Origin of the sequence: Rhizobium sp. P28RR-XV (assembly GCF_012641385.1) — a bacterium.
GTDB lineage: Bacteria > Pseudomonadota > Alphaproteobacteria > Rhizobiales > Rhizobiaceae > Rhizobium.
Map to the genome: position 1 here is coordinate 77,492 of NZ_JABAIG010000013.1, position 14,837 is coordinate 92,328.

Below are 14,837 nucleotides of genomic sequence, written 5' to 3' on the forward strand. Positions count from 1 at the left end.
GGAACGGATAATGCCGCCCCGTTAGCATAGCTGACGCGCTTAGCCTATGGCCGATGGGATAAAAACCAGCGGATTTCCGGCTTTTCGGTGATCTTGAAAACGATCTCGAGCTGATCGGAAGAGCGCATGCCCGAGGGATCGGCGAAGAAGATATCCTCCGCGACAAGCACCTCATTGCCCGGGGAGGAGAAGACCCAGGTCTCCCCATCCGGCGCGATCAGCAGCGCGGAATCCGTTTCCGTCTGCAACAGGCTGATGGAAGGGTGTATATGGAAGCGCGCCGAGGCAATGCCTTCGCCCTTCGGCGGCTGTTTCCTGCCCTCTGGCACGAAGAGCCGGTCGCGGCCGGCGAGGATCGTGCCTGACGCATTGAGGCTGAGTTCACGCTCGTGAACATAGCCGAACACGGAGAGATAGCCGTCATGAGCCGCGCGAACATAATCGCGTCCGTCTTCGGTCTCGGCGCGCTCGACGATGACCTTCTTGACGCCACCGACCATGATCGGCCCCAGAGATTTCGATTTGGAAAACTGGGACGACGAGGTGTCGTTGAGCGTGACGGTCGAATGCGCCGCAGTCGCCCGCGCAACCTGCATGAAGCGATCGCCCGCAAACTCCGGCGAACCGGAATTGATGATGAAGCGCGTCTTGCCCGATGACATTTCGAAGGAAAGGCAGCCCGCATGCGCCGTGCGGCTGAGATCGGCCGAAGCAGCAGTTCCCACGTCGACGATGACGACGGCCGAACCGGCCGCCAACCGATGATATCGAGTGTGCGGCAGCGCCTTGAAAGCCTGTCCCGCCGTCTCGTCGTAGCGCAGCACCGACATCAGTTCATTGGCAAGCGTCGATGTGGCACCGTTGAACAGCGCCAGATCGCCATCCTGGTGGCGGAAAAAGCGCAACGCCGGATACATGCGGTCGATGCCGGGGATCAGCCGTATCGGCACGTCATGGCCGAGATTGACATAGGTCTGTCTCAGCGGCAGCAGATCGAGCAGCAGTTCCAGCGACGCGCGCGGATTGCGGGAGATATGACCGCCATCCTGCAAAATTTGACGGTCGATTTCGCGATCGAGTGCCTGGCCGGCACGCTTCAGCCTGAGCGCGCTGCTCGGCATGGCGACCGAGGACATGGCAAGCGCGATGCGGACGCGGAATCGGGTGACGCCGTCGGGCGACGACGACACGATCCGGTGCAGGAAGCGCACATGAAAGACAAGCATCCGCATGAAACGGCGATAGAAGCCGCTGTCGGTGCCGTGCAGCAGCACCGGCGAATGCGACAGAAGCGCAATCAGCCGCTGCGCTGCTATATCGGGCGACCAGGCGAGACCATGCAGCCGGCGGCCATGAACGGCAATCCAGTCGGTGAGGATCGAGCGCGCCATAGCCGAGGCTTGGTCGCTTTTCTCCGCCCGCAAATGCCGCAGCCAGCGAAAATTGTGCAGCCGGGCGGCGAAGGCCAGCGATGGCAATTCCAGCGAGAAGGGCGATGCTCCCTGTGTTTCCAGAACTCGCCCGGCAAGCAGGATGCGCCCATTCAGAAGTTCTTCGACAAAAAAGGGATCGACACTGCGCAGATCGGTCGGCGCCACGATCAGACGTTCCGGCACACGCATCGTGTGGCGGGTGAGACGCAATCGCGTCAACGCCGCGCGGCGCGACATCCGCCGCCATGCTTCCCGCATGTATGAACTCACAAAACCCTGCCGCAGACCTGCATATTTGCTTCTGCTTACTCTCATTATCCGTGGTTAAAAAGAGGTTACAAATATACCAATTAAGAACAGGTTACCGTGCTTTTAACCTGCTCGAGAAAGCTGTTGGAAACCGCGATTAATGCGTGCGCCGAAGCACCACGGCATAGAAGCCATCGAGTCCGGAAGCAAAACCTTGCGCCACCTGCAGCATATCCGGCGTCGTGCGGAAGGCGCCGAGTGGCGAGATCGCCACTTCCAGCCCCGGCCAGTCGCCCGTTACGATCGGCATGCGTTCGACATTGTCCTTGTCGGCTAACAAGCGCGCGACCAGATCCTCGCCCTCTTCGGGATCGAGCGAGCAATTGGAAAACACCACCAGGCCGCCCGGCTTGACCAGCGTCAAGGCATGGCGAAGCAGGCGCTCCTGCAGGGCCGCCAGCTTGGCTATATCCTCCGGCCCCTTGGTCCACAGCACGTCCGGATGACGGCGGGTCGTTCCCGTCGAAGAACAGGGCGCGTCAAGCAGAGCGGCATCGAACAGCGCGTCGGGCTGGTATTTGCTCATATCGGCAACGACAGTCTCGGCCTCAAAACCAAGGCGCGACAGATTGGCGGATAGCCGCTTCAGGCGATTGGCGGATTGATCGAGAGCCGTGACCTCGGCGCCGGCGAGAATGAGCTGAGCGGTCTTGCCGCCGGGTGCTGCGCAGAGATCCACCACCCGCTTGCCGGCGAGCGAACCGAAGAGCTTGGCCGGAATGCTGGCGGCGGCATCCTGAACCCACCACTCGCCCTCATCGAAACCTTCCAGCGAGGGAATGGAGCCTTCGAATGCGGCGAGCCGCACGCCGCCAGTCGGCAGCACGATACCGTTGAGACGATTCGCCCAGCCCTCGGCATCAGATTTCACCGTGAGATCGATAGCAGCCGGCTCGAGCTGCGTGTCTGAGATTCTAAGGGCGGCGGGAGCGCCATAGGCAGCTTCCAGACGGGCCAGGAACCAGTCCGGCATGGCCGGCACATTCGCGACACGCTCGAGAATCTCCTGCTTCTCACGGCCGATGCGGCGAAGAATGGCGTTGACGAGCTTGGCAAAGCGGCGGTTGCGGGGATCGCGGTTGGCCTGCTCGACGGCAAGATCGACGGCGGAATGATCCGGCACGTCGAGATAGAGGATCTGCGTCGCACCGACAACAAGCACATGATGCAGGGCACGGGCGCCTTCCGGCAGCGGCGAATCGAGCAGCGACGAGATTGCCGCCTCAATGCGCGGCAGGTGCCGCAGCGCGCTGTTCAAAATTGCGCGCACCAGCGCCCGGTCGCTATCACTGAGCGCGGTATAGGCGGCGCTGCCGCCTTCGGCGTCGAGCATGCCGTCGAGCGGCGTCTTGCGGTCGAGCACGGCTCCCAGGATCTTCGACGCCGCCGCGCGGGCCGCAAGGCCGGGCTTCGGCGGAGACGAATCGAGCGGCCGCGATTGCTGCGGCCGCTTGCCCGATCGTTTTCCATCTCGGTTGGAAGCGTTGTTTTTCGTGTCAGAACTCAAGACCAGGGACCCTTCGGCGGTTGCGAACCACCGCGACCCGTATTCGGCACGGAACGCGATTTGCGCCCCCGATTAGCAGTGAAGGACGGTCCCGTCGAGGCAAAGTCCGAAGATGGGCCTGAAGATGGCGTCATCGGCGGAGCGCTGCCGCCACCAGAACGGGCCATTTCACGCAGCGCGGCAATGCGGTTTTCCGTATTCGGATGTGTGGAAAACAGATTGTCCATGCGCTCGCCGGAGAGCGGATTGATGATGAACATATGCGCTGTCGCGGGATGACCTTCGGCCTCTTCATTCGGAATATGCTCCGCGCCGCGCGCGATCTTGCCGAGCGCAGAGGCGAGCCAGATCGGATTGCCGCAGATCTCCGCGCCGCGACGGTCGGCCGAATATTCGCGCGTCCGGCTGATCGCCATCTGCACCAGCATAGCAGCCAGAGGGGCGACGATCATCGCGACGAGAACGCCGACCATGCCAAGCGGATTGTTGTTGTCGCGCCGGCCGCCGAAGAAGAAGGCAAAGTTGCCAAGCATGGAAATGGCGCCGGCAAGCGTCGCCGTGATCGTCATGGTCAGCGTGTCGCGGTTTTGCACGTGGGCAAGCTCGTGCGCCATCACGCCGGCCACTTCCTCCGGCGTCAGCGCGTGCAACAGGCCGGTGGAGGCGGCAACGGCGGCGTTTTCCGGATTGCGGCCCGTCGCAAAAGCATTCGGCTGCGGGCTGTCGTAGAGATAGACCTTCGGCATCGGCAGCCCGGCATTGCGGGCGAGATCGCGCACGATGCGGTAGAATTCCGGGGCGCTGCGCTCATCTACCTCCTGGGCACCATAGGTTGCCAGTACCATGCGGTCCGAATTCCAGTAGGAAAAGAAATTCATGCCGGCGGCGACGACCAATGCGATCAACATGCCGGATTGACCGCCGATCAGATAGCCGACGCCCATGAACAGGGCGGTCATGAAGGCAAGCAGCATCGCGGTACGCATGAGATTCATCGAGAGGTCTCCAACACATCTGTCGTCCGAACCTTTTTCTTTGCGGCCGGACGCACTATGATTTGGCTATTCATCCGCTTAATTCAACGGTTCCGGGCCGATCAGACCATGCAGACAGCCGATAACGACAATAAACTCGACACCGAAACCGGTGAAATCACTCGCAAGCCGCTCTCGCCCGCCGCTAAGCGCGCGCTTGCCGAAGCCGAGGAACGCCGCCAGGCGCAGGAAGCTCAAGCACAGGCCCAACTACCCCCCGAAATCGGTGGCCGCGGCGGTGCCGACCCCGCCCGCTTCGGCGACTGGGAGATCAACGGTCGCGCGATCGATTTTTGAGATGGACATAGGTTAACCGTCATTCGATGAGAGAATAATGCCTGTAGGTTTCTCTCAAGGTCTGTCCTTTGATAGGAAGCGCGCAAACTGGAGCAGTACGGGCCGCCGCCCTTTGGCTTGGTGCGCGTGGTATCCGGCCGATGATAATGCAGTCGAAATTGCGCCCTCGCCGACTTGGTTCAAGCAAAAGCCAGTCGCGCCCAACGCACCAATGAAAAAGTCTACGGGTTCGCATCCCCTGGTGCTGCTGTCGCATGGGTCAGGCGGCCTTGCCATCGGACTGGAATGGCTCGGACACCGCTTGGCGCAGGCCGGCTTTGTGGCCTTGGGCCTCGACCATCACGGCCATACAGGTTCAGAACCATACAGAGCCGAGGGGTTTCTCTGTCTCTGGGAGCGAGCGGCCGATCTGACCGCCTTGCTCAATGCCGATGACTGGAGAGAGGTTTTGGGAGGGGTCGTCGAAGACCAGGCCTACGTGGCGGGCTTCTCCGCCGGCGCCTACACCGCGATGCTGCTCGTCGGCGCGCGCGTTGCCTATTCTCAGTTCGAGCCGGATAACCCTCGAAAGAGCCCGATACGAGGTCCGAAAGAATTCCCTGATTTGGCGGATTACATTCCTTCGCTTCTCCTCGACGGCATGTTCCTGGAATCATGGAATCGACGACGAGATAGCTTCAAGGATGACAGATTGAAAGCCGCTTTGGCGATCGCACCAGGTCGATCGGTTCTCGGCTTTGCCAGGGAAAGTCTCGAAGAAATAACAGCACCCGTTAAGATTATTGGCGGCGACGCCGATGTCATAGCCCCGGCTCACGAATGCTGCACATGGCTCCACAAAAATGTGCGCCCCAGCTCCCTTGAAATCATGAGCGGCGGAGTGGGCCACTATAGTTTTTTGCCGGAGCCCACACAGCGGGGCCTGGAGGCCTCACCAGCAATCTTTACCGACATTGCCGGCTTGGTGCGAGAAAACGTGCACAACCATGTCGCCCAAATGGCAATTGCTTTTTTCAGCACTGTGAGATGAGAAACTTAGGCGAGAGCCACGCTCCCGCCTAATATCGAATGGCCTAATGCCCCTGGCTCGACTTACGCCGCATCGGGCTTGTTCTGCCGGTTTGCGATGAGATCGTCGACGACGGCGGGGTCGGCGAGCGTCGAGGTATCGCCGAGTGCGCCGAAATCGTCCTCGGCGATCTTGCGCAGGATGCGGCGCATGATCTTGCCCGAGCGGGTTTTCGGCAGGCCGGGGGTGAACTGGATCTTGTCGGGCGAGGCGATCGGGCCGATTTCGGCGCGCACATGCTTCACCAGCTCCTGCCGCAGCGCATCCGAGCCTTCCTGGCCGACCATCAGCGTCACATAGCAATAGATGCCCTGGCCCTTGATAGAATGCGGATAGCCGACCACTGCCGCCTCCGACACGTGGCTGTGCGACACCAGCGCCGATTCCACCTCCGCCGTGCCGAGGCGATGGCCCGAGACGTTCAGCACGTCGTCGACGCGGCCGGTGATCCAGTAATAGCCGTCCTCGTCGCGGCGGCAGCCGTCGCCGGTGAAGTACTTGCCCTTGTAGGTGGAGAAGTAGGTCTGGATGAAGCGCTCATGGTCGCCATAGACCGTGCGCATCTGCCCCGGCCAGCTATCGGCAATGACGAGATTGCCGTCGGCGGCCCCTTCCAGCACATTGCCCTCATTGTCGACCAACTCCGGTTGCACGCCGAAGAAGGGCAGGGTGGCCGAGCCGGGCTTCAGGTCGGTCGCACCCGGAAGCGGCGTGATCATGTGGCCGCCGGTCTCCGTCTGCCACCAGGTATCGACGATCGGGCAGTGGCTGTCGCCGACCACCTTGTAATACCATTCCCAGGCTTCCGGATTGATCGGCTCGCCGACCGTGCCGAGGATGCGCAGGCTGGAGCGCGAGGCGCGCTTGACGAACTGATCGCCGGCCCCCATCAGCGAGCGGATCGCCGTCGGCGCGGTATAGAATATGTTGACCTTGTGCTTGTCGATGACATCCCAGAACCGGCCCTGGTCGGGATAGTTCGGCACGCCTTCGAACATCAGTGAGGTCGCGGCGTTGGCGAGCGGGCCGTAGACGATATAGGAATGGCCGGTCACCCAGCCGACATCGGCCGTGCACCAGTAGATATCGCCGGGGTGATAGTCGAACACATATTCATGCGTCATCGCCACATAGACGAGATAGCCGGCCGTCGTGTGCAGCACGCCCTTCGGCTTGCCGGTCGAGCCGGAGGTATAGAGAATGAACAGCGGATCTTCCGCCTTCATCTTTACCGGCGGGCAATCGGCCTTCACCCTGGCGATTTCCTCGTGGTACCAGAGATCGCGGCCGGGCTCCCAGGCAACCTTGCCGCCGGTGCGGCGCACCACCAGCACATTCTTGACCGCGACCTTCTGCTTGGCGGCAATCTTGATTGCCGTATCGGTATTGTCCTTCAGCGGGATCGACTTGCCGCCGCGGACGCCTTCGTCGCAGGTGATGACGAAGGTCGACTGGCAATCGACGATGCGGCCGGCGAGCGCTTCCGGCGAAAAGCCGCCGAAGACAACCGAATGCACCGCGCCGATGCGGGCGCAGGCCAGCATCGCGTAAGCCGCCTCCGGGATCATCGGCATGTAGATGGTGACGCGGTCACCCTTCTTGACGCCGTGCTTCTTCAACACATTCGCCAGCCGGCAGACCTGCTCGTAGAGCTCGTTATAGGTGATCTTCTTGTCGAGATAGGGATTGTCGCCCTCCCAGATGAAGGCGACGCGATCGCCGTGCTTCTTCAGATGCCGGTCGATGCAATTATAGGAAACATTGGTGACGCCGTCCTCGAACCACTTGATCGAGACCTTACCGGTGAACGACGTGTTCTTCACCTTGGTATAGGGCTTGAACCAGTCAATGCGCTTGCCGTGCTTGCCCCAGAACTTGTCGGGATCCTCGACGCTCTGCTCATACCATTTCCGGTACTTCGCCGCATCGATCAAAGCACGCGCCTTCACCGGCTTCGTCACCGGATGAACCTTCTCCGACATTCTCTCCTCCTCAATTCAGTTGGCACTCCAATTTGCAAATTCGAGTGCTCTTTCCGCGCAATCAATAGCAGGTCAAACTACGACAGCAATTGGACAAAGTGCATTTCATGCGCAAAGAATTGCAATTCCGCGACACTATCGCTATATAGGGCCGTATTTCCCGGACATTGAGGTGTTACACCCCGGACCGCGACACCGGCGCGGACTGACAGAAGGACTATATCCATGGCTCAACAATTGCTCATGCCGAAGGCAACCGCCATCTGGCTTGTCGACAATACAGCCTTGTCATTCGACCAGATCGCGCAATTCTGCAAGCTGCATCCGCTCGAAGTGAAGGCCATTGCCGATGGCGAAGCTGCACAGGGCATCAAGGGCCTCGACCCGATCTCGACCGGTCAGCTGACGCGCGATGAAATCGCCCGCGCCGAAGCCAACCCGAACCACAAGCTGAAGCTTTCCGAGCCGAAGGTCCGCGTGCCTGAATCCAAGCGCCGCGGCCCGCGCTACACGCCGGTTTCCAAGCGTCAGGATCGCCCGAACGCCATCCTCTGGCTGGTGCGAAACCATCCGGAACTGAAGGACGCGCAGATTTCTCGCCTGGTCGGCACCACCAAGTCGACCATCGAGCAGATTCGCGACCGCACCCATTGGAACTCTGCCAACCTGGCGCCGATGGACCCGGTCACCCTCGGCCTCTGCAGCCAGATCGACCTCGACATGGAAGTCGAAAAGGCCGCCAAGGGCCGTCCGCTGCCGACCGCCGCCGAACTCGGCGCAACCCTGCAGCCGGCCCAGGAAACCGAAAAGCTCGGCTTCAGCTATGAGCGTGAAGAAGAGAAGGAAAAGGAAATCGACGCCGACGCCGTTTTCGCCAAGCTGAAGTCGCTGAAGTCGACCAGCCGCGACGACGAGGACGACGATCAGTTCTAAGATCCGGCATAGCGGACCTTGTTACAAAGCCTCGGCCGAAACCGGGGCTTTTTTGTTGGCTTTTGTTAGCCGGAAGGTCCGGGCCATCCTTGCACTTCGAGGCTGCGCGCCTCGTGGTAAGGTGCGCAGGCTCCCGAGCCTGTCGAGGGGCCGAAGCCTCGCGAACCACGAGGGTGAGCGCGCGCCAAGGGCTTTCGGCACGCTTATTTTTGGCAGAATTTATCGCGCCCCGAAAATCGCAGAGCCGACGCGAACGCTGGTCGCGCCGAAGGCGACGGCGGTTTCGTAATCGCTCGACATGCCCATGGAGAGCTTTTCGACGCCGGCCTGCTTGGCCAGCTTTGCAAGCAGGGCAAAATGCGGGCCCGGATTTTCGTCTGCCGGCGGAATGCACATCAGGCCCTCGACCGAAAGACCGAGCTCCTTGCGGCAAAAATCGACGAAATCGGCCGTATCGTCGGGCGCGATACCCGCCTTTTGCGGTTCCAGCCCGGTATTGACCTGCACATAGAGGCGCAAAGTCTTGCCCTGCCGCTTCATTTCGTCGGCGATGGTGCGCGCGATCTTTTCCCGGTCGATCGTCTCGATGACATCGAACAGCGCCACGGCCTCCGCGGCCTTGTTCGATTGCAGCGGCCCGATCAGATGCAGCTCGATGTCAGGCGTTTCAGCCTTCAGCTCCGGCCATTTGCCCTGGCTTTCCTGCACGCGGTTCTCACCGAACACCCGCTGGCCGGCCGAAATCGCCGGGCGGATCTGATCGGCATCGAAAGTCTTGGAAACGGCAACGAGCTGCACGGAGCCGGTAGCTTTGCCGGCCTGACGCTCGGCAGCCGCGATATGGGAACGAACTTCGTTCAGGCGCTCTTGAAGTTCCATCTTTTCGCCTCGATATCTTCGCTTGCTTCTTAGACTTTGCAGTAATGAGGCAGGCGGGTTTTGCCAAGGGCGAATACGCCCGAATCCGGCTTTGCTTTGCAAGATAAGGCACTTGCTGCAACTGCTAAACTTGACGCTTGGGTAGTTTCGTGGTGAAGGTCACCCCCTAACTCCCCATGATTTTCCGGAATACAAGATCAGATGACGACCGAACGTTATAATCCGCGCGACGCCGAGCCCCGCTGGCAGCAGAAATGGAACGAAGACGAGGTCTTCGTGACCGACAATGATGATCCGCGCGAGAAATACTACGTTCTAGAGATGTTTCCTTATCCGTCGGGCCGCATCCATATGGGTCATGTGCGCAACTACGCCATGGGCGATGTCGTCGCCCGCTATAAGCGCGCCCGCGGCTACAACGTGCTGCACCCGATGGGCTGGGACGCCTTCGGGATGCCGGCGGAAAATGCCGCGCGCGACAACAAGGTGCATCCGAAAGAATGGACCTACCAGAACATCGCCTCGATGCGCACCCAGCTGAAGGCCATGGGCCTGTCGCTCGACTGGAGCCGCGAGTTCGCAACTTGTGATGTCGATTACTATCACCGTCAGCAGATGCTCTTCATCGACATGATGGAGAAAGGCCTGGTCTATCGCAAGAAGTCCAAGGTCAATTGGGACCCGGTCGACAATACCGTTCTCGCCAACGAGCAGGTCATCGACGGTCGCGGCTGGCGCTCCGGTGCGCTCGTGGAACAGCGCGAACTGACGCAATGGTTCTTCAAGATCACCGAATTCAGCCAGGAACTGCTTGATGCCCTGGACACGCTCGACCATTGGCCGGAAAAAGTGCGGTTGATGCAGAAGAACTGGATCGGCCGGTCGGAGGGCCTTACCGTTCGCTGGGAGATTGTGCCGGAAACCGCTCCCAATAGCGATCGCGAGATCACGGTCTATACGACGCGCCCGGACACGCTGTTCGGCGCGTCCTTCCTGGCGATCTCCGCCGACCACCCGCTGGCCAAGGAAGCGGCCGCCAAAGATCCTGCGATCGAGTCCTTCTGCGAGGAGTGCCGGCGCGCCGGCACCTCGCTGGCTGCCTTGGAAACGGCGGAAAAGAAGGGCATGGATACCGGTATTCGGGTTCGCCATCCCTTCGATCCATCCTGGGAATTGCCCGTCTACGTCGCCAATTTCGTGCTGATGGACTATGGCACGGGCGCCATTTTCGGCTGCCCGTCCGGCGACCAGCGCGACCTGGATTTTGCTCGCAAATACGGCCTGCCCGTTGTGCCTGTCGTCATGCCGCAGGATGGCGACGCCGCAAGTTTCAGTGTTGGCGACACCGCCTATGACGGCGATGGCGTCATGATTAATTCCCGTTTCCTCGACGGCCTGAGCACCGGGGAAGCCTTCGAGACGGTGGCGACGAAGCTCTCGGAAACGAGCCTCGGCAATGCGCCGCAAGCCGAACGCAAGGTGAATTTCCGCCTGCGTGATTGGGGCATTTCCCGCCAGCGCTACTGGGGCTGCCCGATCCCTGTCATTCATTGCGACGATTGCGGCGTGCTGCCCGTGCCGAAAAAGGACCTGCCGGTCAAGCTGCCCGACGACGTCACCTTCGACCAGCCGGGCAACCCACTCGACCGGCACGCCACCTGGCGGCATGTTGCCTGCCCGCAATGCGGCAAGGATGCGCGCCGTGAAACCGATACGATGGATACTTTCGTCGATTCCAGCTGGTATTTCGCCCGCTTCACCGCGCCCTGGGAAAGCCAGCCGACGGATCAGAAGGCCGCCAACCACTGGCTGCCCGTCGACCAGTATATCGGCGGCATCGAGCACGCGATCCTGCATCTGCTTTATTCGCGCTTCTTCACCCGCGCCATGCGCGAGACCGGCCATCTCGACGTGAAGGAACCCTTCAAGGGCCTGTTCACGCAAGGGATGGTGGTGCACGAGACCTATAGCCGCGGTAGTGGTTTGACGCGCGAATGGGTGTCGCCGGCCGATATCCGCATCGAGGAGGTGGACGGTCAGCGCCGCGCCACCCTGCTGTCGAATGGCGAGGACATTGCCATCGGCTCGATTGAGAAGATGTCGAAGTCGAAGAAGAACGTCGTCGATCCCGATGACATCATCGCCTCCTATGGTGCCGATACCGCACGCTTCTTCGTGCTCTCCGATTCGCCGCCCGATCGCGATGTGATCTGGTCGGAAGCAGGCGTCGAAGGCGCGCATCGTTTCACGCAACGCATGTGGCGCCTGGTCTCCGAAGCGGCCGAAGCTCTGAAGATGGTCGAATCGACTCCGGCTAAGGAGGGCGATGCGCTGGCGATTTCGCAGATCGCCCATCGCACGCTGAAGGCGGTTCAAGGTGACTACGACAAGCTCGCCTTCAACAAGGCCGTGGCGCGCATCTATGAATTCGTCAATGCGCTGGCGGCACCGCTGAGCAGGGTCGCAACCGGCCAGGCCGATGTTTCTTATCGTTCGGCCGTTCGCGAAGCCGTCGAAATCCTGATTGCGCTCGTTGCACCGATTACGCCGCACCTGGCTGAAGAATGCTCGGCAGTGCTTGGCAACGTCAATATGATCGCTACCAGCGCGTGGCCTGCCTATGACGAAGTGCTCGTCATCGAGAACGAGATCGTCTATCCCGTTCAGGTCAACGGCAAGAAGCGCGCTGAATTGACAATCGCGCGCGATGCGGATCAGAATGCCGTGCAACAAGCCGTGCTCGCCCTGGATGCCGTTACGAGCGCATTGAATGGTCAGGCGCCAAAGAAGATCATCGTCGTTCCACAGAGGATCGTAAACATTGTCGTCTGATAGTTTTTTCAAGTTCGCCCGCATCGCCGGCGTCGCCTCTCTTGTGGCCGTTACCGGTCTTCTGTCCTCCTGCCAGGTTCGGCCGCTCTACGCCGTCAGCACGGGTGTTACGCAGAAACTTTCCGAAGTTGCCTTCTCCGACGCCAACTCACGCGTCGGCCTGCAGGTCCGCAATCAGCTGATCTTCATTGCAGGTCGAGGCGCCGGTGAAACGAAGACGCCGAAATATACCGTCGACCTCAGTGTCGCCTCGGGTACGGGAGGCGTTCTCTATCTGCCGTCGTCCAGTACGTCGGCAGCTGGTCGCACCACGGTGACTGCGTCCTTCACGCTGAAGGAAGCAGCTAGCGGAAAGGTGCTTAAATCCGGCAGCCGCTCGGTAACATCGCTCGTCGACTTCCCAACGCAGGAATTCGGCAAGCAGCGCGCGATCCGTGATTCGGAAGATCGGGCAGCCCGCGAAGTTGCCGAGATGGTGGCTGTCGACATCGCAGCCGCGCTCAGCCGCTGATAGAGAGCGCGGCATGGCGGAAATCAAGTCTCACGAATTCGACGGGTTCCTCCATAATGCCGCGCGAAACTATCGCATTTTTGTCATTTATGGGCCGGATCGCGGCCTGGTGTCTGAACGGGCTGCGCAAATCGCCGGCAAGACCGGCGTCGACCTGAACGATGCTTTTTCTCTCATTAAGCTCGACGTCACAGACCTGCAGAATGATGCCGGCCGCCTGCTTGACGAAGTGAATGCCATCGGTCTGTTCGGCGGCGAGAAGCTCGTCTGGATTCGCGGTGCCGCCAATGAAAAGGCGCTCATCGATTCCCTGCAGATCGTTGCCGACAATCCTCCGGACACCAGCTTTGTCATCATCGAAGCCGGCGATCTCAAAAAAGGATCAGGGCTGCGCAAGGTTGCGGAGCCGACTCGCAGCATCGCTACCATTCCCTGCTATGCCGATGATGTCAGGGCTCTCAATAGCCTGATAGATACTGAGCTGTCCAATGAGGGACTGCGTATTACGCCTGCCGCTCGCCAGACATTGCTGGAGCTTCTCGGAGGCGATCGCATCGCGTCACGCAACGAAGTGCGCAAACTTGCCCTTTACTGCCGCGGCCAGGACATGATCGAGGAACAACACGTCATCGAGATTATCGGTGACGCCAGCGCGGTTTCCGCTGATGACGCCGTCGATGCCATTCTGAAGGGTGATTCGGAGGCCTTCCTGCGCGCCATGCAGAGGATTTCCTCATCTAAAACGCCGATGTTCCTCGTGTTACAGGGCTGTCTGAGACAGTTTCAGATGCTTGATACGATGCGGGCGGAGATGGATGAAAAGCGGATCGCTCCCGCCCAGGTCATGCAGACGCACGGCCGCCATCTGCATTTCCGCCGCAAGCCTCTCATCGAACAGGCGCTCCGGAGCTGGACCGCGCCAGCGATTGCCCGGGAAATGAACAGATTGCAAAGCGCTATTCTTCAGACACGCCAGCGGGCCAGCCTGGAAGATACTATTGCCACCCAGACCCTATTGGCAACCACGCTGCAATCGGCTCGAAAGGGTTGATGTTTCGCAGGAAACAGCCGGCGCAAATGGCTACGGATCCATTTCCAATGGACCAAGCTTTGCCTTTAGCCGGCTGACTGTAATTGCAAAGCTGCGGAATGCCTTCAGCGCCGCTCCAGCAACCGGCAGATCTCCTCGAGCTGCTCCAGCGTCTTGTAACTGATCTTCACCTGGCCGCCATTGCCGCGATGATTGATCGAAACGTCCAAACCGAGCGTATCGGAGAGTGTACGCTCCAGCGCCAGTGTATCGGAATCCTTTTCGTCCTTGCGCGCACCGGCGGGGCGAGGATCGTTCTGGGCCTTGATATCATTCTGCGCCAATCGCTCGGCATCGCGCACCGACATGCCCTTGGACACGATGGTGCGGGCCAGCGCAGCTGGATCGGATGTCGACACCAGGGCACGCGCATGACCGGCAGACAGACTGCCGCCCGCAAGCATATCGCGCACCGGATCGGGCAGCTTCAGCAGTCGCAGCGAGTTGGCGACATGGCTGCGGCTCTTGCCGATGATTTCGCCGAGATCGTTCTGCGTATAGCCATGCTCAGCGATTAGCTGCTCGTAGCCCAGCGCCTCTTCAAGTGGGTTGAGATCGGCACGCTGGACGTTTTCGACAATCGCAATTTCAAGAGCGGTCTTGTCGTCGACATCCCGGACAATGACCGGAATTTCGATCAGGCCGGCAAGCTGCGCTGCTCGCCAGCGTCTTTCGCCGGCTATGATCTCATAGCGGTCCGCCGAAATCGTTCGCGCGACGACCGGCTGGACGATACCGTGCTGGCGGATGGAGCTGGCAAGATCATGCAGCTCCGTTTCATCGAAATAGCGGCGCGGGTTTCTCGGGTTCCGGTTGATGAATTCGATCGGCACCAGACGATCCGGATTGACCGCCGGCTTGCCCGCATCCACTGGCGTTGGCTGGTCCATCTCACCGATGAGAGCCGCCAATCCGCGCCCGAGACGCCGCTTCGAAAGATCATCATTCATTACCGATACTC

General features: G+C 60.4%; 12 protein-coding genes. 6 read left to right on the forward strand and 6 right to left on the reverse strand.

The features are described from left to right. Window positions 1-44: 44 nt before the first annotated feature. The 3 genes from HGP12_RS25920 to htpX form a co-directional block, all read right to left on the reverse strand. Complete coding sequence (locus tag HGP12_RS25920; RefSeq protein ID WP_246703533.1) at window positions 45-1,691, reverse strand: heparinase II/III family protein; 1,647 nt, start codon at window positions 1,689-1,691, stop codon at window positions 45-47. Between the two features lie 148 nt (window positions 1,692-1,839). Further along, window positions 1,840-3,249, reverse strand: a complete 1,410-nt coding sequence (locus HGP12_RS25925; protein ID WP_168841921.1) for an RsmB/NOP family class I SAM-dependent RNA methyltransferase — start codon at window positions 3,247-3,249, stop codon at window positions 1,840-1,842. Then, window positions 3,246-4,244, reverse strand: a complete 999-nt coding sequence (gene htpX / locus HGP12_RS25930) for a zinc metalloprotease HtpX (RefSeq protein ID WP_168841920.1) — start codon at window positions 4,242-4,244, stop codon at window positions 3,246-3,248. Before htpX ends, HGP12_RS25925 begins: the two co-directional genes overlap by 4 nt. Window positions 4,245-4,352: 108 nt before the next feature. On the opposite strand from htpX, the gene HGP12_RS25935 reads away from it, so the two are divergent. Together HGP12_RS25935 and HGP12_RS25940 are read left to right on the forward strand one after the other, a co-directional pair. Beyond that, window positions 4,353-4,580: a DUF1674 domain-containing protein gene (locus HGP12_RS25935; RefSeq protein ID WP_168842024.1), complete on the forward strand. Its 228-nt coding sequence runs from the start codon at window positions 4,353-4,355 to the stop codon at window positions 4,578-4,580. 37 nt (window positions 4,581-4,617) lie between these two features. Then, the gene (locus HGP12_RS25940; RefSeq protein ID WP_168841919.1) at window positions 4,618-5,610 is read left to right on the forward strand and encodes an alpha/beta hydrolase family protein; all 993 of its coding nucleotides are present in this window, start codon (window positions 4,618-4,620) and stop codon (window positions 5,608-5,610) included. 62 nt (window positions 5,611-5,672) lie between these two features. Here HGP12_RS25940 and acs read toward each other — a convergent pair whose 3' ends face one another. Continuing rightward, a complete protein-coding gene (gene acs / locus HGP12_RS25945; protein ID WP_168841918.1) occupies window positions 5,673-7,631 on the reverse strand; it encodes an acetate--CoA ligase in 1,959 nt (652 codons plus the stop codon). A 225-nt stretch (window positions 7,632-7,856) separates the two neighbouring features. Between acs and HGP12_RS25950 the strand changes: the two genes are divergently transcribed. Further along, the gene (locus HGP12_RS25950) at window positions 7,857-8,564 is read left to right on the forward strand and encodes a DUF1013 domain-containing protein (protein WP_075853359.1); all 708 of its coding nucleotides are present in this window, start codon (window positions 7,857-7,859) and stop codon (window positions 8,562-8,564) included. Between the two features lie 219 nt (window positions 8,565-8,783). Here HGP12_RS25950 and HGP12_RS25955 read toward each other — a convergent pair whose 3' ends face one another. After that, complete coding sequence (locus tag HGP12_RS25955) at window positions 8,784-9,443, reverse strand: YggS family pyridoxal phosphate-dependent enzyme (protein ID WP_168841917.1); 660 nt, start codon at window positions 9,441-9,443, stop codon at window positions 8,784-8,786. Between the two features lie 201 nt (window positions 9,444-9,644). Between HGP12_RS25955 and leuS the strand changes: the two genes are divergently transcribed. The 3 genes from leuS to holA are packed head-to-tail and all read left to right on the forward strand — an operon-like array spanning window position 9,645 to window position 13,837. Beyond that, window positions 9,645-12,275, forward strand: a complete 2,631-nt coding sequence (leuS, locus tag HGP12_RS25960; protein ID WP_168879645.1) for a leucine--tRNA ligase — start codon at window positions 9,645-9,647, stop codon at window positions 12,273-12,275. Further along, on the forward strand, window positions 12,265-12,786 hold the full coding sequence (lptE, locus tag HGP12_RS25965) for an LPS assembly lipoprotein LptE (protein ID WP_168841915.1): 522 nt from the start codon (window positions 12,265-12,267) through the stop codon (window positions 12,784-12,786). Before leuS ends, lptE begins: the two co-directional genes overlap by 11 nt. 13 nt (window positions 12,787-12,799) lie before the next feature. Further along, a complete protein-coding gene (holA, locus tag HGP12_RS25970; protein ID WP_168841914.1) occupies window positions 12,800-13,837 on the forward strand; it encodes a DNA polymerase III subunit delta in 1,038 nt (345 codons plus the stop codon). Window positions 13,838-13,941: 104 nt separating this feature from the next. On the opposite strand, the gene HGP12_RS25975 is transcribed toward holA, so the two are convergent. After that, entirely contained in the window at window positions 13,942-14,826 is an 885-nt protein-coding gene (locus HGP12_RS25975; protein WP_168841913.1) for a ParB/RepB/Spo0J family partition protein, read from the reverse strand. Window positions 14,827-14,837: the final 11 nt, after the last annotated feature.

What these genes read in the sequence shown, in the direction of transcription:
- HGP12_RS25920 (WP_246703533.1), bottom strand. Translation starts at nt 1,691, where the DNA reads ATGCGGGAAGCATGGCGGCGGATGTCGCGCCGCGCGGCGTTGACGCGA.
- htpX (WP_168841920.1), bottom strand. Translation starts at nt 4,244, where the DNA reads ATGAATCTCATGCGTACCGCGATGCTGCTTGCCTTCATGACCGCCCTG.
- HGP12_RS25935 (WP_168842024.1), top strand. Translation starts at nt 4,353, where the DNA reads ATGCAGACAGCCGATAACGACAATAAACTCGACACCGAAACCGGTGAA.
- HGP12_RS25940 (WP_168841919.1), top strand. Translation starts at nt 4,618, where the DNA reads ATGCCTGTAGGTTTCTCTCAAGGTCTGTCCTTTGATAGGAAGCGCGCA.
- acs (WP_168841918.1), bottom strand. Translation starts at nt 7,631, where the DNA reads ATGTCGGAGAAGGTTCATCCGGTGACGAAGCCGGTGAAGGCGCGTGCT.
- HGP12_RS25950 (WP_075853359.1), top strand. Translation starts at nt 7,857, where the DNA reads ATGGCTCAACAATTGCTCATGCCGAAGGCAACCGCCATCTGGCTTGTC.
- HGP12_RS25955 (WP_168841917.1), bottom strand. Translation starts at nt 9,443, where the DNA reads ATGGAACTTCAAGAGCGCCTGAACGAAGTTCGTTCCCATATCGCGGCT.
- leuS (WP_168879645.1), top strand. Translation starts at nt 9,645, where the DNA reads ATGACGACCGAACGTTATAATCCGCGCGACGCCGAGCCCCGCTGGCAG.
- holA (WP_168841914.1), top strand. Translation starts at nt 12,800, where the DNA reads ATGGCGGAAATCAAGTCTCACGAATTCGACGGGTTCCTCCATAATGCC.
- HGP12_RS25975 (WP_168841913.1), bottom strand. Translation starts at nt 14,826, where the DNA reads ATGAATGATGATCTTTCGAAGCGGCGTCTCGGGCGCGGATTGGCGGCT.